The organism is Maribacter sp. 2-571 (assembly GCF_050589625.1).
Classification (GTDB): domain Bacteria; phylum Bacteroidota; class Bacteroidia; order Flavobacteriales; family Flavobacteriaceae; genus Pelagihabitans.
This window is the reverse complement of sequence record NZ_JBNGOP010000003.1, coordinates 109,037-132,013: the sequence shown is the minus strand read 5'-3', so window position 1 is coordinate 132,013 and position 22,977 is coordinate 109,037. Positions and strand designations below refer to the sequence as shown.

Sequence of the window (22,977 nt, the reverse complement as noted above, 5' to 3'; positions counted from 1 at the left end):
GATATTGAAGTGGATTACACTTTTCAATTGCCATGACCAATCACCAAAAAGGGTACGGCCCAATAATGGTATTGCCCTACCCTTTTGTATGATGCTAATCCTATTATTCTTACCATTTACTTTGAAATGGTATTAATTGGTGCTTGCGACCGAAGTGTTGGACATCCTATGATCGCCTTTTTTGCTCAACTTGTAACCGTTCCAGCCGTATGCCGTGGTAATATGCCGTTTCTGCGAGGCGAGCAAACCACTTTCAGGAACCATATTGTTATCCACAATAACCGTTTTTAAGGCAACTGTACTTCTGGTTCCCTCCATATCGGAAGGAAAAACGAAGGATTCCGTTTTGGTGTAAAAGGCATCGGAATAGTCCATTAAATTCGCGATGTTCGTAAACTTACCATTGTTCCAAAACACATAGCTTTTTCCAATATTGGCACCGGTATGCTTATCCGCAACATCCAATTTTATAATGTCCTCTACATTGAACAGTCCTTTGTTTCCGATGTTTTCCACAGCGCATGGGGTCGATACCAAACTATCGAGTACAATCTTATCCAACTGATGCCCATTTTTGAAGGCGCGCAACTGATACCTGTTTTCTGCAATACCATGCTCATTTATACTACTGGCCTCTAAGCCATAAACGAACTTTACCCGGTAATCGGCCTCGCTACCGAATGCTTTTTGAGCGATCATACCGCCCCACACCCATCCGGTCTGCGTACCTGCCGTTACACGGTACCAATTGCTCTTGATACCGTTTAGCTGTTCGGTGTTTTTACTTTTTTCCCACAATACCATTGGTGTTCCTATATTCAGAATCCCAATTTTTTTTCCTTTTACGGACGGTTTTGCGCGAAGAAAAACCTTGTGTGCCATCAGGTATTCATACTGAAGTTCTGCTTCCGGTGTTTCGGTGTGCATCGTTTCAAACTGTACTTCTGGAGTATTTTGGGCAAACAGTTGCGCGAAGGCGAACAAGCAAATCATCAAAGCACTTTTTTTCAAATTTTTCATAATCTTATGTTTTAAAGGGTTATTAATAAATGAACCTATTACGGTTCGATCGCTGTTATAGCGTCTTGGTATTCGAAGTCATCGTCGTTCCAGACATGGCTTTGAAGTACATGAATATTTTTAATGGAGCCGTTGGTTGCCGAATACCGCAGTTCGGCCCTTACGATGATACCTTCCTTACCGAAGGCCTGACTCGGAAAAACATAGTGCTCATCGGATTCGGCGGTATCGCAATACAGGTTGTCAATTTTCGGTAAGGCCGTATACTGATTGTCATGGTCGACCAAAAAGTAATAGGTTTCGGTATTGGCACAGCAGGCAATGTATTCAAACGTAACTTTTACAACTTCCTTGACCGCTTCAAGTCCGGGATTTGGAAGTACCGTAATACGTACATCTTCCAACAATTCCATGGAGGTAATTCCCAGGGTGGCAACAATTGTGGAGGAATCTTCGGAAGCCACTAGGTCTACCAGTGACCGATCTTCCTCTTCCGGGCCCCAGGTCCGTTGATTGACGAACGTATACTTTTCCGTAAGTGTAAATTCTTGGGCGTTGCCTAAAAAGACGGCCAATAACAGGAATAGGAATAAAAGAATGCTACTTTTCATAATGCTAGTTTTTGTTGTTGTTTTGTTTCTATACCCTAAAAGTAATGTGCCTATGGCCGCTTTTTGGGGCGGTTCTAGTATCCGTAGCGGTTAAACTAGAATCCGTAGCTCTAGGCATCTTTCTTAAGCCTGTCAGGTTAAAAAAGAAAGGCCCGCAAGCGCTTTCGACACTTACAGGCCCTCTTCCCCCGAAAAGGGAAACCAACCAAACACTAACGAATACCCTGTTAATACCATTTCAAAGTTAAAATGGTATAACTACAACCTATTTTTTCAATGTCAAGATCATCTCTTGGTCCAACCTCATTTTTCTTGTGGAAAACGCCTCAAACTCATGGATCAGACCAGAATCCGAGACCCATTTTCCGTTTTCCATTTTTTCAATGCTCATTACCTGGCCCTTCGCATTGAATTTTATTCGGAGTCCTTCATACTTTTCCAAATACGTATCGACCAGTTTTGTATAGATCATCTTAAATTCCATTGTTATTTTTCTTTTTGTGGTTTTATCCATCTTTTCATTGAACACGATACTGTAGGAAGGCTTGTATGTTGTACGTTCCTTTACTTCGGCCTCGGCCCCTACCGCGGAATTATTGACATTTTGGGGCATGGGCAGCGGCTGTTTTACCATACGCATAGCACCATCCCTATTCACCACCGCTTGATCCACGGCAACGAAAGAGGTATACTTGGTGGCCAAATGATATCGGAGTCCCAAGGCGATGACGCTATCTTTTACATCCTCATTGAACAGGGTATTGTAATCGTCGAGTTCCGCTATTCGTTTTCGTGCCCATAAATACGGTAAGGCTTTGTTGGTCTTGCTCAAACGGCCTTCCGAAACATTGAACGTTTGCCTGAACCGTTTACCGCCCTGATAGCCGGTTACGATAATTTTGCCTTCCGGCTTACCATGATATTTGCCATATACGGTTACCGGTCTTGCCGCAAAAACATCGGGAATACTGCTCGGGGCAGTAGCATACATATCAAAACCTTTTGCTTCTATTTTTACCTGGGTCAATAAGGGTGTGGCGATATACGCTTCAAATTTTTTGGCCACTTCAAAAGCTTCCTTTTTAGACGTAGCGATAAAAGATTCGCTTTTGGCTACCTTGGCCATGCCCTCTACCAAATACCGATTGACGCTGGAACCGATTCCGAAAGTGAATACATTGGCTTGGTCCAAATTGTTTTTGATCAATTCGAACGCCTCTTTTTCCACGCTTACATAACCATCGGTAATGACGACCATAGAACGGGCATTGGCAGGGTTTTTTCTAGGAAGTTTATAGGCCTCTTGTAAAGCGTTCAGCAATTGCGTACCCCCGCCCCCTTGTTCTTCGGAAAGAAACCGAATGGCCGCTTCAATATTCTGCTCGTTCGTTTCTACCGGTGTGGCACTGAATACGGTGGAACTGGAAGCGAACAGTTGTACATTAAAGGTGTCGGTCGACCTTAGGCCGCAGAGCAGGTTGCGCATCAGTTCTTTGGAAACCGCTAAGGGGTAGCCGTTCATGGAACCGGAAACATCCACAATAAAAAGGTACTCCCGAGCGGGAATATCTTCCAAGGCCACGCTTTTTGTCGGTTCCATTTGAAAGGTGAAAAAGTTCTCATCTTCTCCTTCGTACAAAAGCATTCCCGATTGTATGGTGTTCCCACGAAGGTTATAGTTCAGGATAAAGTCCCTATTGGAGGGGTTCTCGTTGTTTTGCGACAAAAAAACCTCAGCGGTCATGGCGTCCGGGTAGGTAACCTTTACATTGTGACTATTACTGGCAACACGTTGAATGATCATTCCGGCATTGATGGACACCGTCATATCAAAAGCGAACGTATCCGAAATTCCCTCTGCCGTATACGGCATATGAAAACTAGCTGAACCTTCCGAGCTTTCTCCCGTAAACCGCGGCCCGACAACTGCCGGAGCTACAAACTGATACTCCCCATTTACGGGCACCAACATTTCGGTATAATAAATGGCTATTGTTACTTCATCGTTCGGCATAATGTTACCGACATTCATTTGAAATACATTGGGGCGATCTTGATCCAGTTTTGCCGCCCGCTTGCCTTCGCGCAACGCGGTCTCATATACTTTTTGGGCTTCTTGTTTTTCAAAGATCTTCGCATTTACGATTCGGTCGCCCACTGTCATCTGCATTTTATGTACCGCCGCTCGGGTGGAGAGCGGAAATACATATTTGGCCTCGATAGCTTGATTACCGTTATTTTGATATACTTGGGAAACCCGTACATGTGCAATAGCACCGGAAATTTGCACGTCAGTCTTGGAAGCCATTAAAGGAACCTCGGCATCTTCCGTAGTTACCGATAAATAGGGACTATTGTGTTCTTGGGCGTAGCCAAAAGCAATGGTACAGTAAAGAAGCAGTGTGTATACGTATTTCATAATTTTAGTTTTAGAAGGTTTTATTTTGATCAAATGTAATGGTGGTCCGTACGGCGTATCCGGTGCTTTTAGAATTCGTTGGGGGTAAACTAGAATTCGTTGCGATCGGAAAGGAGCCCAACGGCAATCGGTAACTTTAACTATGAAAACCCTCGTAACGACCGGATTTTTTTTGACCGTTGGCATATAATCCGCATCTTTGCGGCAGTTCATTGAAAATGTTCTTTTGACGATTTAAGGGATATGTACTTCCATAAGGAGGTGCATAACTTTTAAAATCGATACAATGAATTGGAAAATTCAAAAATTACAGGATGGTGAGACCATCATTTCAAAAGAACCCGGCAATTCTATGTTGCCCCTTTTAAAATCGAAACAAGCGGTGCGCATTGCGCCCATTGGTTGGGAAGATTGTGAGGTAGGTGACATTGTGTATTGTAAAGTACGTGGAAACGTCTTTACACATCTTGTTAAAGGGAAAAACAACAAACGTGGTCTGCTTATTGGCAACAATCACGGTAGAATTAATGGATGGACCAAAAATGTGTATGGTAAAGTAATAGCGATATTATAGGTGCCATGCCACATTTTAATCGTTGAATTTTAAAAGTTAATTATAAAAATATAGTACATGCCAAATTGTTTTCATCACATATCGGACGCCGAAAAGCTGGGATTGCATCAAATTGATGGGTAGGTACTATTGAAAACTGATACATAACTGGAGCGTCCAAGAAATTGGGCGCTTTTTTTATGTAATTTTTTTTGGGAATTCTCCAAATTTCAAAAGGATGCCATTTGAAAGCTAATCGTTTGATAAACAGCAAATTCATGAAATATGCTGCTATCCGTTCCAAAACGGACAGGGACAGCTGTGTCTTGACCTAAATATAACTAATTGATTATCAGTAATTTAAATCGATTTTAATTTGGTAAATCCAAAAAAGCGTTTTAGATTTGCATCAAAATTAATCACTCCCATTTTTAACTGAAGTAGTATGACTTTTATAAATACATATCGAAAAACACTAAAAGCACCAGGTGCTTTATTGGTGTCGCTTCAGGACTTCTACAATACATAATGCCACCATAGCCTATGATCGAAAGTCCGAAGCCCAAACGTTTCGGACTTTTTTTATGCCTGATTTTTAAAGGCAGGACTTTCCGGGATTTATACTAGGATCATTTAACCCAGTTTACATACAAAATTTTCGTCCTAAGGGTCGAAAATGCGATAAAACCGGGTTTTGAAACAAAATCAATGCCATTGCGCAAACGATTTTGGCATCGAACGATGCAGCAACCTGATTTTAAAAAAATGCAACCCTAAAAACGGATGTGTCGTGAAACCCCCACATATCAAATGTAAAAGAGCGAAAGAAATTCGTCGTATTCGAAAGAGACTAGGTCAACTATGGGCAGAAAAAAATGCACTGGGGTTTATCGAGTTAAAGAAGCCTATTCGACATGGTTGGTTTAAAGAAATTATCATCACCCATGGCGTGGAGCACTATAAAAATGGTGCCGCTATAAGAGAGGTGTACGATAAGGTGGAAAAACTATTTTGGGGACGCACCAAAGAAGAAGCGGAAAAAAAGTGGCGTCATCAAACTTCAAAATATTTGATCAACAAGGAAATTCCGACCATTAGCAAAAAACAGTACAATCGATTGAGCGATAAAGCAAAATTACTGTGCATGCCTTTCCACTATATGGTGGAAAGTAAAAAATTGAGACTCCGGTACTATGTAAAAATCCCGAGAGGGGCATATCGGATCCGATTTACCAGAGCCTTTATCACCCATAGCAAACGCATTGACCCAAAACTGGAAAGTGAAAGTGCGCTATTGGGACAGCAAATGAAAAAGCATGGCTATTACGAAACGAATGAAAAACTAGACAAATGGAACGATTGGTGGAAGGTAGAAGAAGTGAAAAAACGGAACAGAAAAATTAAAAAAGATGTCCAAAACCTTAGAAAATATTCCATTCACCAATTACTAAAAGACGAAATATCATGGGAAAAAAATTAAGCGGGAAGGACCTGATCAAATTAGGTTTTCCAAAGAACAATAGTATAAACATCACCTTGGGCCAGATCAACAGGTACCATAAGCGAAAAAAGAAAGCGCAGGTATTGACGGAAGCCAAAAAAGTGTTGTTGCACCCCGAAGACTATAGCGGTGATGCCGTGTGGGGAAAGATAGCCGAAAGTTTATTGGACCCGGTCATCGTTAAAAAACAGGAACTCAAAACGGTACGCGCTCCTTTTCGGATATACGGTGAAAATGAAATTGAGCAACAAGCCAAGTATCAATTGTACGATGCCCTAAAATTACCGATTTCCGTAGCTGGTGCTCTAATGCCGGATGCCCATAGCGGGTATGGCCTGCCGATCGGGGGTGTTTTGGCGACCCATAATGCGGTAATCCCCTATGGTGTAGGAGTCGATATTGGCTGTAGTATGTGTTTGACCGTTTATCCTATTGCGGTTTCCTACCTTAAAGGAAAGAAGCATCAATTGGCGAACATGCTTTCCGAACATACCAAGTTCGGAATGCGGGAAACGCATCGGATAAAGCATGACCATGAAATCTTTGAGCGAGAAGAATTTAAAAATATACCGTTCGTAAAAAGACTAAAGGACAAGGCGTACAAGCAGTTGGGAACCTCAGGTGGAGGAAACCACTTTGTTGAATTCGGTACGGTAACCCTTACGGACGACGATAACGAATGGGGACTTAAATCGGGGGAATATCTCGGTCTACTTTCCCATAGCGGGTCGCGTGGCCTTGGTGCGAACATTGCAAAACAGTACACGTATTTGGCCACTAAGCAATGTCCCTTGCCCAAACACGTACAGCATTTGGCATGGTTGGATTTAAATACTCATGACGGACAGGAATATTGGTTGGCGATGCGTTTGGCGGGCGATTACGCTACCGCATGCCACGATGATATTCATACTAGGCTGGCCAAGCTTTTAGGAGCAAAACCAATAGTCAAGATACGGAACCATCACAATTTTGCCTGGAAACAAGAGGTAAACGGTGAGGAGTGTATCGTACACAGAAAAGGAGCGACTCCGGCTGCAAAAGGCGAACTGGGAATCATTCCCGGATCTATGACGGCACCGGGTTACATCGTAAAAGGTTTGGGAAATGCAGCGAGCTTACAATCCGCCTCCCACGGTGCAGGGCGTCTTTTTTCAAGACGAAAGTGTAAGGAGACCTTTACCCAAAACGAGATTAAAAAACAATTGAACGCCAATGAAGTAACCCTCATTGGCGGGGGAATAGACGAAGCGCCGATGGCCTATAAAAACATAGAAAAAGTCATGGCGAATCAACAAGAATTGGTTGAAGTACTTGGAACCTTTACCCCTAAAATAGTACGAATGGATAAATGAAATAGTAGTGAGATATGAGTATTGAGTATTGAGTATTGAGTATTGAGTATTGAGTATTGAGTATTGAGAAGGTATTCAAAATACTTTGTACTAAGTACTCAGTACTTAATACCTAATAAAACTAAAAACAATGGAAAAGATATTACAAATTACAGCAGGAAGAGGCCCGGCAGAATGTTGCTGGGTCGTTTCCCAAGTGCTAAAGCTATTCTTGCAGGAAGTAAAGGCAGAAGGATTGCAATATGCCATACTTCATCAGGAAAAAGGTTCTCAAAACGGCACGGTACAATCGGTCACCATTGGGCTGACAGGGAGTACCCTAAATACTTTTTTAGCAACGTGGTTAGGAACCATTCAATGGATCGGCACCTCAAATTTTCGAAAGTACCATAAACGAAAAAACTGGTTCATCGGCGTTTTTGAACTGAAACTGTTGAACCCTACAGCAATTAAGGATAACGATATCTCTTTTCAAACCATGAGAAGCACAGGGCCTGGTGGGCAGCATGTAAATAAGGTCAACTCTGCGGTTAGGGCCACTCATCATCCGACGGGAATTCAGGTCGTTGCCATGGATAACAGGTCGCAGCACCAAAATAAAAAACTGGCAAAAACCCGGTTACAGGAAAAGGTGAACGAGGCCAACCTTCGGCAGTTGAAAAACAGTATATCGGACCAATGGGAAAATCATTTGAAGCTACAACGGGGAAATCCGGTTCGGGTCTTTAAAGGAACCGACTTCAAACATCAAAAAAAGAACAAAAGCTTTAAAGCCATACGGCAGAAGTATAAGAACAATCTAAAAAAACAACAATGGGATTGACAATAGCCGACACCTATTATTTAAAAGCCAAGGCGGCATCGGGTTATGACTGGGACGAAGTTTGTGAATCATTAAATTATGCCCTGTCTTACGATGAAAACCATTGTGCGGCACTTTGCCTTTTGGGGGAAGTATATGCTGGTAACTTGAATCGGTATGCCGAAGCTTTTGCCTGTTTTGATAAAGTAATCGCAATAAACAGTGATTATACAACTGTTTATCCTGTTTATACAAAATACCTTATTTGGGCCGATGAAATCGATAGAGCAGCAAAACTTATCGCCTTTGCTTTCAGTATAAAGGGAATAGCAAAAGGAAGTCTATTTTGGCTTTCCGCGTATGCGGCGGAAACCAAACAAGATTATAAGGCTGCTATAAAACAACTGAAGAAGGCCAAAAAACATGCTTTCAATGATGATTACTTTTCCTTTATCGAAGAAGAGGAGAACAGGGTCAAGAAGAAGTTGAAATGGGATAAATCCAAAGTAAAAAAGAGGCAGTACTCTTCAAAAAAGAGAAAGAAAAAGCATAAAAATTAATATCGAAACGTTTAAAAATTACATCTTTGTAGTACAAATGAAACAGAGAAAGTTACATATCACCCCACATATAGGGCTCAGCCTTGACCATTTTCGTTCGGAATATAGTGAACGAAACGGGCGTTTTGTGACTTTATCCAGTAGTTGATTCTATGAAATGACTTAATTAAGCGATAAAAAGAAAGCGTCCAATTTGAATTGGACGCTTTTTTTATGGAATAATTTTAACCATTGAATGAGAAGTAGAAAAATACAAGAATAGCTAGTTGAAACACGAAACAATTGGTAGACAGGCGATTGTGTAAAATATTCAAAATCCGCAATATGACGGACAGGAACCTTATTACTCAAATTTTAATTATAACTACCTGATTATCAATAAATTAAATTGATTTTTTCTTGTGTAATCTAAAAATCATTTTTAGGTTTGCATCGTCATAAAGTATAAATCTATTACAAATGGAATTTTTAAAAAGACATATACAATTAGCGGAACTACATCGCTGTTCGCCGAAATGGTTTGAACGGTTTTATAGTCATCAACTGTCCATTTGTAAACAAAGGAGAAATACGTGTATCATGTGTTGACGTCATAGACAACATTCACATATATACAAAGCATCTCCGATAAAGAGATGCTTTTTTTATGCGCATTATTTTTTGAAAAAAGGAAGGGCAAGCCAAAGGGCGGTGGCCACACTCTTGAAATGAGCTTGCGAATTCAACGAGACCTATGAAAGTAGAAATGATGGAGTTAAAAGTTTTCGGAGTAACCAGTCTCGTGTGGGTTCCCCCGAAGTGTCGGGGCCACGGCTGAAGTGACTGGAGGGTAGGCAAATACTGGTTTGTTGCGCTCGCCTGCTAAGCGAGTCTACCAAAGGTAGTGAAGGTTCCCCCGAAGCGTCGGGGCTTTACCCTCCGCCAAATAGACAAGGTGGCTGAATGGTTAAGGCAATGGCCTGCAAAACCATTTTTTATAAGTTCGAAATGCAAAGCATTCACGAACTACTTAAGAAAGAATAGAGATAGCGTGAGTAATCTCATCCTTGTCTCTGAAATTTTGGAAGCATTGAGCAACTGGCTGGCTCGCCTGACTGTAAATCAGGTTCAGAAATGACATGTAGGTTCCCCCGAAGTGTCGGGGCTACTGCTTCCACAACGCGTCTGTGGTGTAATGGCAGCATCTGGGTCTCCAAAACCTAGGATTGAGGTTCGAATCCTTACGGACGCGCAAAGTACCGTAGTTCAAAGGCTAGAGCGCCCGACTGTCTATCGGGAAGGTACGGGTTCCCCCGAAGTTTCGGGGCCGTCGGTACTGCAAACTGGGAAGATAATCCCGAAGCTTCGGGAGATGTTTACCCGCTTTGGAAGCGGGAGGTCGCAAGTTCCCCCGAAGCATCGGGGTTGCTTCTCAGAAGAAATGCTCCATTAGCATAGTGGCTAGTGCATCCGACTTTCTATCGGAAGACAAGGGTTCGATTCCCTTATGGAGTACAAATAGATCCGTGATGTAACGGTTAGCATACAAGGTTTTGATCCTTGGCGTAAAGGTTCAACTCCTTTCGGATCTTCAAATGGTGTCTCTAGCTTATCTGGTAAAGCGTCCCACTGTGAATGGGAAGAACAGGGTTCTCCCGAAGCGTCGGGACCGGAGTACACCCAAAGAAAAGACCGCAATAAAGATGGTCAAATGAACAACGCATTGTCAGTCCGAGCTTGTCGAGGGGCGAGCAAAAATGAAATGCGCTTCGACAGGCTCAGCGTGACGACGCAGAAGTAATGCGATGAAAAAAAATATCTACGCATAATAATTGCGTAGTTATGATTCAATTTTGCCCAGTATTTAAAAACAAGCCTTTTAAAAAGAGGTTTGTGAGCGTGCCTCGCAGCAACTAGGAGTGTTGTGAGGCTCAACTAAAGTTCATTGAAATAAAAAGGAGTCCATATCATGGGCTTCTACGAAAAAAATCGTCATTTCTTGTAAATGACGGGGCGGCTTATCGTCCTTAGATAAACTTGGTAACAAGGATAAATCTATTTGCGGGCCTCGCAAATGGAGACTATCCCCTTCGGGGGGAGTACAGGTAAGCAAGCAACCAACATATTTTTACAAGGCCTCAGGGGCGACCGCTGAGAGGCCTTAGAAAAATATAGCCGACCAAAAGTAGGCTTGCGGTGGAGACACCAACAGGAAAAGTTGTAGTTCTCGGTAACGCTTAAACCATCCGATTTAACGGTGCCGATTACAGCATAAAAGTAACCCGACAGGTAAACTGTTCGGTGGCTGGAACTGCCGTAAGCTGGGAAGCTTACAGGAAGAAGGTTGGTATTTTGTAGGCCAAAATCTACGGAGCCATTCTCGAAGCCCTTCTTCCAGGTCAAATGATTAATTGTTACTAGACTTTTTTCCAAAATTTTATAGAACATAAAAAGCGAAAGACTTCGGGCATTGTAGCAGCTAGTAGTTGCCTAAACCCATTGTAACATATGGGGTGGTAGCGGTCGCAAGCCGATACCATGCGGTGAACATTCCAATAGGTCGCCCCGCAAGGGGACACCTGTGAACGGTGGGGGAGCCAACCCCCGTAATTGCAAAGCGCGGCCAAAAACCGCTATGCAGGCCGGGTCTAAGTTGCCGAACGGCTACAATGTATTTGGCATCGGACAGGTACGCAATTTCCAAAGCAACGGAAGGCGCGTGGAAAAGTAGGGAAAGCGTTCGCCATACTCCTACGAAAGCTTGTCCATAAGCGTGGGTATTCCCAGCACGTTTTTTTAAAATATAGTGCAAACCGCAGCTTATCGTGGTTTGCGGGGGTGCCTCGCAGCAACAAGGCGTGTTGCCAGGTTTATTAAAGTTCATTGAAAGATAAGATTCCATGGCGAGGCCTACGCTTCGCATAGGGAAATCGTAAAAGATTCCCGCCTTCGCGGGAATAAAGTATCAAGCGGGTCTTGTTGGGTGTTTCTGTATAGCACTATTGTGTGAAGTCTTACTGAGAAGTATTAGGTCTTCATATACAACTTGACTTGAAGGTTTCGGCTGTTTTCCAAAAAATGGTCTCAGATCTGTCGGTCACGGGTTCGAATCCCGTCGGTTCTATTTGGAACCGTAGTTCAGTTAGGTTAGAACAACAGAAGGATGCGCAGGTTCGACTCCTGCTCCCGCCAGCATCGGGATAGCTCAGTTGGTAGAGCACCACGCTCATAACGTGGGATATGGACTGAAAATCCATTTTCTAAAGCCGACCATCTTTTAAAACTGGTCTCCAAGTCCTGTTAGACTTAAAATGACAAAAAACCGTAGTTATGGATCGGTCGGCTTTTCTTCGGAAAGGCAAACAGTCTTAATACTACCTTGAAATGTTGACTATTTGATGTGGAAGGTCATTTCTTTTTGAATATCCCTCCCTTGGAAAAAACCAATGAACACCTTTGGCAAAGCCGATGGAAGCATACTAAAAAACAAATCATCCGACACTTCAAAAACCAATATTTCCGTAGTCGATGGATGAACCACAGCTGCGGTTTTTTAAACAAAAGAAACAACTAAAATATATGATGATAGTTTAACCCGTTCGTCCGTCACCGGCGAGGCGGACACAAATTTAAAATGATGATGAAACGAGTACGAATCAATGCAGGAAAAGTAGGTTTGGTCTTCAAAAATGGAGATTACCAAAACGTTATTACCCAAGGCACACACTGGGTAGGCCTACGAAACATGGTCATGGTATACGACCTCACCAAAGCCTTTGTGGCCCCGATAGCATTGGAGATTTTGCTACAGGACCAAGGTTTGGAGGCACTATTGCACGTTATCGAGGTAAAAGATGCGGAGTTGGCATTGGTATCTGAAAACGGGACTTTGAAAAAAGTGCTTGCAGCCGGTAAATATGCTTTCTGGAAAGGATTGATCAATTATGAGTTCGTGATGGCCGATTTAAGTAAAATCTACATCACCGAACCCATTGGCAAAATGCTGCTAGGCCATCCGTTGCTGCGCCCTTACATTCGTGTATTGGAGATTTTGGCATACGAAAAAGCGCTGTTACTGGTCGAGGATACCTTCGTGAAGGTTCTGGACAGTGGGGTATACCACTTCTGGAAAAACGATACCTCGGTAAAGATTGCACGCGCCGATATGCGACAATTGCAACTCGAGATCTCAGGGCAAGAATTGTTGACCAAGGACAAGGCCGCTATTCGAATCAACTGCTATACCCAGTATAAAGTAGTTGCTATTGAAAAGGCCTTGTTGGAAAACAAAGACTACGAAAAGCAGTTATATGTTGCCATTCAATTGGTATTGCGTGCCTACATAGGCACCTATACCTTGGATGAGCTGTTAGAGCGAAAGGAACGCATCGCCGATGCGGTATTTTCCGAAATCAAGACAACAGCGGCCGACCTGGGCGTACAAGTACTGAACTGTGGTATCCGAGATGTCATCTTAACGGGTGAAATGAAGGCTATCATGAACCAAGTGCTTGTGGCACAAAAACAGGCACAGGCCAATACCATTACACGACGTGAAGAGACCGCTTCTACCCGAAGTTTGCTGAACACCGCTAAACTAATGGAAGAAAACGAAATGCTCTTCAAGTTGAAAGAGATGGAATATGTGGAGAAAATCGCCGAAAAGATTGGTGAGATCACCGTCTCCGGGAACGGGGGTATGGTCAAACAGTTAAAAGAGATTTTTGCTGTAAACAAGTAGTGAATGCGCCGGCACCTTCTTTAAAAAGAAGTGTACTAGCGCATTTTTTTTTTAGTCATGCTATTTAAACCTCATTTAAATCCTTTAATATTTGATGATTATATTTGAGGATGACTATTGCCTTATTCATCTGGGGAATAATTCAAAGTGTATTGGTTGGTATTGTAATCCCCCTAGTAAAAAAGGGGTATGGCAATTACCTTTTGTCATTTATCTTTTTTGTGATATCTACTAATATCACGTTTCAATATGTTTTGCGGTTTACAGAAGTTAAGTTTAATACCCCACAATTATTGGTGGTGCCCGATATTTTAGATTTACTGCTTCCTACCCTACTTTATATTTACTTAAAAAAGATATTCAACAAAAATCTCACCATAGATTATCGAATACTTTTTGCACCCTGTCTTATTTGGTCCTTATTGCTGTTGGGTTTTGTTTGTTTTAAAAACGACCTTGATTTTCATGATTACATCGGAACGCGGCTACATAAGGGAAGTTTAATCGTAGTCTTTGGATGGAAATTAATTTTGCTATTGAAGATGCTACCGGATTTTCGTTTGGCTAAAACATCTTTTAAGAATAAATACAGAAAACTCTTGACGTGGCCCAAAACCTTGATTATTTTTTTAGCGGTGATTACCTATATCAGTTTTTTTAATCTACTCTTCTCCATTCTAAGCGAGGTACTAATAACTACCAAGAGCTCGTTAATGATGATAAGGCCGATAACGCATCTCAATTATATCATATTTACTTGTTTCATACTTTTTATTAGTAGCTATCTCTTCATAAGATATCCGCGTATACTTGCCGGGTTTCCTAATTTTCAAACTGGTTTAAATGCTCACAATCCCCCCCTCTCCGAGGAAATGTCCCTTGTGTTGGAGCAGATAAATGAAAAAAAGCTCTATTTGGATACAGAACTTAACGAACATAAACTGGCTCAAAAACTCGATATTCGACCCTACTTATTGTCAAAGTTTTTGAACGATGAACTGGGGAAAAGCTTTAGCCAGTTTATAAAAGAAAAAAGAATCGAAGAAGCCAAGAAGTTATTGCAAAAATCTGAAAATCAAAATCTAACAATTTTTTCCATTGCCATAGACAGTGGTTTCAAATCAGAGTCGAGCTTCTACGCCAATTTTAAGGAAGCTACTGGAATGACACCGAATCAGTACAAAAAACAATTTTTAAATTATTAGGGGTATCGCTTAATTAAAATGGATAGTCTTGGTTTTTTGAGTTTGTGCCATTACGGGTAAGCCGACTTTACTACTGCCGACCTTGGCATTTTGAACCAAAACTTGCCAGTTATTATGACTGAAATAGGTTAATTATCGCAAGAAATCCTGGTTTTGGAGAACAAGACCCTTCTTTTGGTGGTCTCTTTAGTACCTTCCCTAAGGTCAAAAAAATCATAATCTACACGTAACTACCGCTGTTTCAAATTCATCTGCTATCGGTTATAGAATAAGGGAATATCCGTAAAAACCAGTTTTCCAAACCCTGGTTTTTAATGCCAACGGTCTTCATATTTGTTATCCAAATTTGCAAATTAGCAGTTATAACTAGCTAATTACAAGTACTTTTACCACTTCTTATATTTGGTACGGGTACATTGTTTTTAAAATGCCCCAAGCAATGACCGTGTCAATATATGGCCAAACCAACATGTATTTTTTTAAGTAACCCAAAATTATATACATGTTATGATTGAACGTTGCCTTTGTGGTAGAACCTACTTTTTTCAGATTTTTTTAAAAATCTTTCTTGTATTCCAATCGATGCTACTGCGCCGTTTCTCCGATCCGCCGCCATAGCTTAGAAATGCCCCGATATGCGTATTGGTGTTCATGTCAGCTTTGTAATAGCTGGTGCGATACCATGGCATTCACAGGTAGCATTCACTTTCCAAAACCAAATTTTCGCTAACATCCTTGGTACAATCCCATGCATACAAGCGTACGCGTAAAACTCAAGGCAAGCCTTGGTAAAACGCACCAGTGGCGGGCATGTGTACATCTGGATCATAGCGTAAAAGAGCCGTTTGAAAAGTTGATAGAAACCCCAAAAAATTAACATGAATTCAAAATATTCCCCATGAAAAAAAATGACACTTACTTTATAAAATTGAAAACCAACATTTTGCTAGCGCTCTGCGCATTTTGTATCACTACCGCCTTTTCTAAAAAAACGACCACCGCGAAAGGGAATCCGGTTGATGCGACACCAGAAATGGAAAACCAACTGCATACTGCCTCATACGGTGGAACCATGATCAACCTATCCGACTCGAACATAAACTCTAGTCAGGATAAAACGGAGAAAGAGTCAGAGGTTTATGACCTTGTACTATTGGCAGGGCAGTCAAATATGCGAGGTAGGGCACTTTGGTCTGAACGAGTCCCCAGGAACCACCCGGCCGAAACGGATGTGGGCGTACTTTTGAGCAACAATTCCAATGTAATCGGGGTTTCGAGAAGTATTGGTGATTTTAAGGCTTTATCGCCCCACCTACACAAATTAAAAAATACAGGGGTTGAAGTAAGAAATTATGGAATGCACGTACCGCTGGCCCGCAAACTATATGATTGTGGACAAACAAAGTTGGCCCTGATCAATGGGGCTTCTGGCGGAACCTCTATTGAAATTTGGCAAAAAGGAGAACGCATGTACGACGACTTTCTTGCGCGAATTACCAGGGAAGTAACCGCACTAAAGCAAGCCAACAAAACCATTAATCTGGTCGGTTTTGGCTGGCAACAGGGCGAAGCGGATAAAGCAATGTCCAAAAATCAATATCGTGCGCTACTGAGAACTATGCTTAGCGACCTAAAGGCCGATATTGAAAATTTACTTCCCGGCCAGGCAAATTCGATGAAAGTAGTTTTGATGGAACCGGCCTATACATTTGCCGGGCAATTAGACCTAGATGTTGCCCATGCGATGCAGGAATATGCCGCGAACAATGCTGCTACCACTTCTTATGTCAGTACCATTGATCTTACTACCAGAGTTGACAATGAACCCATTCATTGGGATGCCGTTGCCATCAGGAAGGCGGGCAATAGACTGTTCAATGCAATGATCTCATGCAATACAGACCCCGGTGATGAAACACTGCCCAATATCACCGATTTGAAGGCCACCTATACCGAAAGTGGTGTAACCTTAAACTGGAGCGATGTTGCAGGGGAAACAGGCTATCGGGTTCGTCGGTTTAGAGGGGATGATGTGGACAATATTGGCGACGTTGCAGCAAACACGCTTACATTTACCGACACAAATCCAGAACCTAATGCCGAGTATACGTATGTTGTAAGACCCATGTTAAATGAGGTAGCCGTGGCGACATCCAACAAGCAAACGATCACCATCCCGTCAAAAGACGAAGATGACACCGAAACAGGCGGTATAAGGGTATTGCCACCTCGCAACGATATTCCCAGATCAAATGAATATCAGGTATTTGTTTCGGTCAATGAAAATGGCCCTTACGAAGAGGCGCATGTACATCATACCCTTGCGAAGAACAACACCATCAAACCTGGATATTCAAATACGGGTGACCACTTCTTACGGGGGTATAAGATGGGTTATGTGAATTTTGAGTTTGGTGATCAAGGAGCATGGGTGAAAGTTGTGAAGAAAAATGGCAATATTTCAAACCTGGAAGTTCGTCCCAGTAAAAAAGGAGCAGCGGTCAAGTACGTAACCGAAAACGACAAGCGTGTCGCCAAGATACGCGTGCAAGCCCCTACCACTGCATATCTGAAAACAGCTTATCTTTCCGTAGTGCCACTGTCCGGAGGAAAGGCACAATTAGAAAATACCCTTGGTATTTTTGCCAATCCGTTCATCGACGCCCCCACGAACAATCTCGTTGTAGTACAACCTGGTACCGGCATGCCCAAAGCGTCCAATCTCACTGCGGGGCAAACGGTAGTTTTTAAACCTGGGACACATAATATGGGACTCAATTACAAGGTAAAGGATGGCGTAAACTACTACTTTGCCAACGGTGCTTTTGTGAAAGGTACGTTTGAAAAAGAGGTGGAATACAACAACATAAGAGTTTTTGGCTTGGGGATCCTTTCAGGTGCACATTTACCCAGGTTTATCAACGGAACAAAACAAGCGCAAGCTGCAATTAAATGGTTAAGAGGCAGTAGCAATCTAAAGATCGAGGATATTACCATTGAAGACCCCTCGCACCATTCCTTGACCATTGGTGACGGTTCTGCCGCTGCACCTAATGAAATACGACGGGTTAAGATCATGAGTTGGCGCCCCAATGGAGATGGGATACATGTATCGGGTTATGCCTTGGTCGAAGACTGTTTCACCCGTACACAAGATGATGGTTACTATGTTGCCAGCTCTATGGACGACGTTACGATACGGCGCATTTCATCATGGAATGACGGGAATGGTTCTGCCTTTATTTTTACCGCTTACGCGGGCGGAAAAAATTGTGTTGTTCGTGATGCCGATATCCTTTACCATCGCGGCAACGTAAACAATACATCGGGCGGAAATGTCATTGATTTGCAAGGCCTGAAATCCGACGCTGTTATCGAAAATATTCTGTTGGAAAATATACGGGTAGAGGACAAAGACCTAAATAAACGACTTTTTGACCTGAAGATGCAACCAGGCAAAAATTCGGGTGAGCGCTTGGTAAGTGCAAAATTCAGGAATATCACATTTAGGAACTGGACCGTGGCGGCCGATGGAGGACTTAAAAGCAGGTTCTTAGGGTATAGCAATACCATTTTCCCCCAGAACATCACCTTTGATTGTGTTTCCATTGGTGGCCAGGAATTAACCGACCTGAAGAACTGGACCAAAAAAGACCTCAAGTTAAACGAAATACAATTTATGGGTTGCAATGGCAATGGTAGTACGAGACTGCAAGCAGATAATGTGGCGGCCAAGGACAAGGAGTTACAACTATATCCAAATCCGGCCCAAAGCACCGTGACCTTGGACAGCCAAGAAGACATTCTTTATGTGAATGTTTATACGCTTTCGGGAGCATTGCTGAAACAGATTACCACCTTCGAAGACAGGAGTATCGATGTGTCCGAGTTGAAAGATGGCACTTACATACTGTCCGTTGTCTACGTAAATGGCCATAAGCAAAGCGGCAAAATCATCATACGGCATTAAACAATACAATAGGGGGTGGTGAACTATCGTTTACCGCCCCATTTTTGTTTTTATCGATAAAGAGCCCCCTAAATAGTTGTTGAAATATCAAACCAAGATAGTTTTTCAATAGCTTCTATAGACCTTTCATTTTGCGCTTTCTGACATAGCCCCCACCCGGATATTCCGCATTATGGTTACCTAAATACTATTAAATACGTTCCTTCTTAATCCTATAAAATCATGAATACGAAAAATACACTCCCCATTTTACTGTTTCTATTGCTATTTACGTCCCGCAATGCACTTGCGCAAAACATTCCAGTGATACGTCCAACCATAACCTCGGAACCCATGTTGGGAAATGGGGATAAGGCAGATGACCCCTGTATCTGGATCCACCCCTATACACCAAGCAAAAGTGTGGTCTTAGGAGTGAATAAAAGTAAAACGGACGTCGGCGGCATCTACGCCTTTAAATTGGATGGGAAATCTGTAAGGCAAAACACTTGGCAAGAAGGAATCAATCTTTTTGAAAAAGGCGAACGCTATAACAACATTGATATCAAATACAACTTTGATACCGGTCAGCAACTTTGGGATATTGTATGCGTTTCAAACAGATCGGATGAGGAAATAGATGTTTTTAAGGTCAACAAGAATACCAGTGGCGATTTTGTTACCCTAGAAAAAGTCGGTGAAATAGCGCTGGGAAATGGCTTCTTGTCCGGAGGCGATGCCCCCTATGGCCTGGCCATGTTCCATAACAAAGCCAAAGACATCCATTACGTTATTGTTAGTGATAAGGCGGGAAAAGTAGCGCAATATCGATTGGAACCCAACCTGTCAGGTGCGGAAGAAGACCGTATCAAAGGGGTACGGGTAACAACGGTAATAGATGTTAGTGGCAACGGAACTGAAGTTGAGGGAATTGTGGCGGATGACGAGAAAAACGTCATCTATATCGCCGCTGAGGACAAAGGTATTTATCGGTACCCTACCAACGGCGACGGTGTACTTATGAATGAAAGAGTGACCGTCGCTACCGTCTCCGGTAATGCCAACCTTGCTGCAGATGTGGAGGGGTTAACGTTGTATTACGGAAACTCGGGAAATGGATATTTAATAGCATCGGTCCAGGGAAAAAATCAGTACGCGGTTTTCGAAAGAGCCTTTGCAGATAGTCAGGCAAAAAACAAATACCTCAAAAGCTTTGCACTGACCGATGTTCAAAATACAGATGGCATTGATGTCACCAACGTGAATTTAGGAGGCGATTTCGCGAAAGGCATGTTTTTGGCCCACGATGGAGTGGCAAATCAAATTTCACGTTACAAATTTGTAAAATGGGATGCCATAGCAAACGCCGGTAATACGCCTTTGAACATACAAACCGATTACGACCCAAGATCAAGCGATTCCAATGCCACAGGAAATGCGACGGACAAAATACATGTAAATCAAGTAGGTTACGAAACCTTACATCCCAAAGACTTTAGGACCAATTTTTCAGCGGCTTCTTTCCAGTTATTGGATACTGATAACAACGTAGTGTTTACGGGAAACATGTCTGATTCCAAATACGATAAATACGCCAATGAAAACGTCTTCAAAGGTGATTTTTCAGATTTTACCACCCCTGGTAGGTACAGGGTCAAGGTAAATGAACAAACCTCTCCTGCTTTTGTTATTGGTGATCGAGTGTACCAGGAGTTGTTCCGTACTTCGTTAAGGGGGATCTATTCCAGCCGTTGTAGTTATGCCGTTCAACATGAGGTTGTAGGGCATCCTAAATGCCACTTGCATGCCGGCAAACAGCGATATGTAGATGGTAACTACATTGCGGACAATAGAAATGTTGAAGGTGGCTGGCATAATGGAGGCGATTACAGAAGATCCACGATGAGCCATGCCCAGGCGGTCAATAGAATGTTGGAAATAGCAGAGTTGTTTCCCCGTGAATTTGATGAAATCCCCTCTTCTTTAGCTTCAAATGAGCGTATTTCCGGTATGCCCGATTTGCTGATTGAGGCAAAATGGGGGCTGGATTGGATGATAAAGATGATGAACGATGACGGCGGTGTTTCCATTGGTCTCGGCCCGGTTCAAGACAGTCATCCAAGCCGGGTTCCTCCTCAGAACGATGATACGGAATACCTGATCGGGGATGTATACTCCACAAACACGGGTAAAGTAGGGGCCGTATTGGCCAGAGCAAATCGTGTATTTAAAGACTACGACACGCCATTTGCGAATCGCTGTCAGCAAAAGGCAATAGCAGCATGGAATTTTTTAAACGCGAATGGAAGGACAGGATCTGCGGATACGGTCGAGGCATATCGTTTTGACTTTACCTACCAGGAAGATTTCCTTTGGCTCTCCATGGAATTATACATCAACACAGGGGAACAGAAATATCACGACAAATTTGTTGCTATCTATAACAGCTACAGCAAACTAAATTATCCCTTCCCGGAAGAAAACCCAAATACACATTCTATGCGTATCGAGAATCTTTTACAGGTACTGCAGCGCTATTGCCTTATTGAGAATAGGGCCGTTAATGCTACCATTAAAAATGATATCATCAATGCGATGAAGGCGCAACTTGGTTCTTACATGGCTCAAAATACTTCGGACGGTTATGGCAATATATTGCCAGAGAAGTATTGGGAGCACCGGCATACCATTGGAAACATGCTTCACAAAGCATGGACTTTGATGGGTGCTTATCAGATTACAGGAGATATCAAATATAAGAATGTAGCGTTAGATCAATTTCATATCCTATTGGGTAGAAACGCGCTAGGCAAGGTGTTCATTACCGGTGTAGGCAGTTCTCCTGTGACAACCCCGCATTTTAGGCCTTTTAGTATTAGTGATGCTGCACCTAGCGGGCTTCCGGTCAAAGGCCCTTCGCACGACAGAAGTTATCTCAACAGCAATTACAATGACAACGTACCCCCACCTGCTAAGGCGTATATAGATGCATACAATAAACACTGGGTAAATGAACCGGATATCGAAGTTATGGGTTACCTAATCGCCTTTTCCGGATATTTTTTGCAGGATACCCAAGATTCTGGAACGCCCGGCGGTGACAGACTGGTCGTAAAGGCAAAAGGCGACAGCGGTAAAGAAATGTTTCGCGTACTGGTCGAGGGTACTCAAATAGGAGCTACACAACAAGTGACCAAAAGCTACCAGCAATTTGAGTTCATTCTCCCTACGCCAAATGCACCCATACGAATCGAATTCCTAGATGGATCCATTGAAGAAAATGGTGAAGACAAAAACCTGCAAATAGATTTTATCTCCATAAATGATGCCATTTTACAAGCAGAACAACAAGCAGTAAACACCGGAAGTTATAATAACGAGACCAATAGCTGTGGAGGGGCGCTTTCTGAAAGATTGCTATGTCAAGGTTTTATCGAATTTCAAAGTGAAGATAGCGATGGCGATGGCGTATTTGATGTAAATGACAACTGTCCCACAACTCCCAACGCCGATCAAGGAGATAAGGATGGTGACGGAATAGGTAATATTTGTGATCATGATGCTAGTAGACCCCTATTGGATATCAGTGGTATTGAAAAACTAACATTCTATCCCAATCCAAATAAAAACAGGATTTTGAAGTTGGAAATACCCAAGGAAGAAACGACTATTTTAGCGGCACGCATTCTTGATATGAATGGCAGACTAGTTTATGAAACGATCAACACTTCCGAAAAAAAGCTGTTAGAGATCGATTTAAGTTCAATACCATCCGGAATGTACATTATTGAGGCAATCACCACATCTAAGCGACATACGGGCAAGCTAATTCTTAAGTAATCGCATGGAAACCATACTATGGTTACATTCGTATTGATTGATTTGGTCTTGGCAATTGCGGATTTTTTCGCATCGCCATGGAATGGGGAAGAGCCTCATAGCGAACCTAAATTGGGAAAACGAACTACGCTTCAAGTTGAAGGAGATAGAAAATATGGAGAAGATAACTGTCTCCGGAAACGGGGGTATGGTAAAACAGTTGAAAGAGATTTTCGCTGTAAACAAGTGGTGAATGCGCCGGCACCTTCTTTAAAAGGAAGTGTACTAGCGCATTTTTTTGATTGCAAAAAGGAAAGGACCTTTGAACCCGCTTCAGCGCTAAAAATCTATTTCGGATGGAAAGTATACCGTTTTAACTTTGAAATTGGATCAAAACAAAATGAAAAATGGTACTCGGGGGGAACACCTGGAAACCACTAGGTCATCAGGCCTGTTCTAGTAC

At 42.4% G+C, this 22,977-nt stretch carries 12 protein-coding genes and 6 tRNA genes; 15 read left to right on the top strand and 3 right to left on the bottom strand.

The annotated features are described in order from the left end of the window. Nucleotides 1-132: 132 nt before the first annotated feature. From ACRD7P_RS03180 to ACRD7P_RS03170, 3 genes are all read right to left on the bottom strand, one after another. A complete protein-coding gene (locus ACRD7P_RS03180) occupies nt 133-1,020 on the bottom strand; it encodes an SH3 domain-containing protein (RefSeq protein WP_430906042.1) in 888 nt (295 codons plus the stop codon). A 38-nt stretch (nt 1,021-1,058) separates the two neighbouring features. After that, on the bottom strand, nt 1,059-1,631 hold the full coding sequence (locus tag ACRD7P_RS03175) for a hypothetical protein (protein ID WP_430906041.1): 573 nt from the start codon (nt 1,629-1,631) through the stop codon (nt 1,059-1,061). Between the two features lie 265 nt (nt 1,632-1,896). Next, nucleotides 1,897-4,050 (bottom strand): VIT and vWA domain-containing protein, encoded by a 2,154-nt coding sequence (locus ACRD7P_RS03170; RefSeq protein ID WP_430906040.1) that lies wholly within the window; start codon nt 4,048-4,050, stop codon nt 1,897-1,899. A gap of 286 nt (nt 4,051-4,336) precedes the next feature. Here ACRD7P_RS03170 and ACRD7P_RS03165 point away from each other — a divergent pair, with 286 nt between their 5' ends. The 15 genes from ACRD7P_RS03165 to ACRD7P_RS03095 all read left to right on the top strand — a co-directional run bounded on the left by ACRD7P_RS03165 (nt 4,337) and on the right by ACRD7P_RS03095 (nt 22,535). Beyond that, nucleotides 4,337-4,624, top strand: a complete 288-nt coding sequence (locus tag ACRD7P_RS03165; protein ID WP_430906039.1) for a hypothetical protein — start codon at nt 4,337-4,339, stop codon at nt 4,622-4,624. A gap of 769 nt (nt 4,625-5,393) precedes the next feature. Next, nucleotides 5,394-6,083, top strand: coding sequence for a hypothetical protein (locus tag ACRD7P_RS03160; RefSeq protein ID WP_430906038.1), 690 nt, complete (start codon nt 5,394-5,396; stop codon nt 6,081-6,083). Continuing rightward, on the top strand, nt 6,068-7,459 hold the full coding sequence (locus ACRD7P_RS03155) for an RtcB family protein (protein ID WP_430906037.1): 1,392 nt from the start codon (nt 6,068-6,070) through the stop codon (nt 7,457-7,459). The genes ACRD7P_RS03160 and ACRD7P_RS03155 overlap by 16 nt, the downstream gene beginning before the upstream one ends. Before the next feature lie 130 nt (nt 7,460-7,589). Further along, nucleotides 7,590-8,282 (top strand): peptide chain release factor H, encoded by a 693-nt coding sequence (gene prfH / locus ACRD7P_RS03150; RefSeq protein ID WP_430906036.1) that lies wholly within the window; start codon nt 7,590-7,592, stop codon nt 8,280-8,282. Next, nucleotides 8,273-8,821: a tetratricopeptide repeat protein gene (locus ACRD7P_RS03145; RefSeq protein WP_430906035.1), complete on the top strand. Its 549-nt coding sequence runs from the start codon at nt 8,273-8,275 to the stop codon at nt 8,819-8,821. The genes prfH and ACRD7P_RS03145 overlap by 10 nt, the downstream gene beginning before the upstream one ends. A 1,062-nt stretch (nt 8,822-9,883) precedes the next feature. Next, nucleotides 9,884-9,977, top strand: a tRNA-Tyr gene (locus tag ACRD7P_RS03140). Between the two features lie 4 nt (nt 9,978-9,981). Then, nucleotides 9,982-10,052, top strand: a tRNA-Trp gene (locus ACRD7P_RS03135). 3 nt (nt 10,053-10,055) lie between these two features. Further along, nucleotides 10,056-10,139 (top strand) — tRNA-Asp (locus tag ACRD7P_RS03130). A gap of 104 nt (nt 10,140-10,243) precedes the next feature. Beyond that, nucleotides 10,244-10,315, top strand: a tRNA-Glu gene (locus ACRD7P_RS03125). A gap of 5 nt (nt 10,316-10,320) precedes the next feature. Then, nucleotides 10,321-10,392 (top strand) — tRNA-Gln (locus ACRD7P_RS03120). A gap of 1,604 nt (nt 10,393-11,996) precedes the next feature. Beyond that, a tRNA-Met gene (locus ACRD7P_RS03115) sits at nt 11,997-12,073 on the top strand. 367 nt (nt 12,074-12,440) lie between these two features. Then, nucleotides 12,441-13,541: a slipin family protein gene (locus ACRD7P_RS03110; protein ID WP_430906034.1), complete on the top strand. Its 1,101-nt coding sequence runs from the start codon at nt 12,441-12,443 to the stop codon at nt 13,539-13,541. 110 nt (nt 13,542-13,651) lie between these two features. Continuing rightward, entirely contained in the window at nt 13,652-14,746 is a 1,095-nt protein-coding gene (locus ACRD7P_RS03105; RefSeq protein ID WP_430906033.1) for a helix-turn-helix domain-containing protein, read from the top strand. Between the two features lie 898 nt (nt 14,747-15,644). Further along, the gene (locus ACRD7P_RS03100) at nt 15,645-18,716 is read left to right on the top strand and encodes a sialate O-acetylesterase (RefSeq protein ID WP_430906032.1); all 3,072 of its coding nucleotides are present in this window, start codon (nt 15,645-15,647) and stop codon (nt 18,714-18,716) included. Nucleotides 18,717-18,938: 222 nt separating this feature from the next. Next, entirely contained in the window at nt 18,939-22,535 is a 3,597-nt protein-coding gene (locus ACRD7P_RS03095; protein ID WP_430906031.1) for a phytase, read from the top strand. Nucleotides 22,536-22,977: the final 442 nt, after the last annotated feature.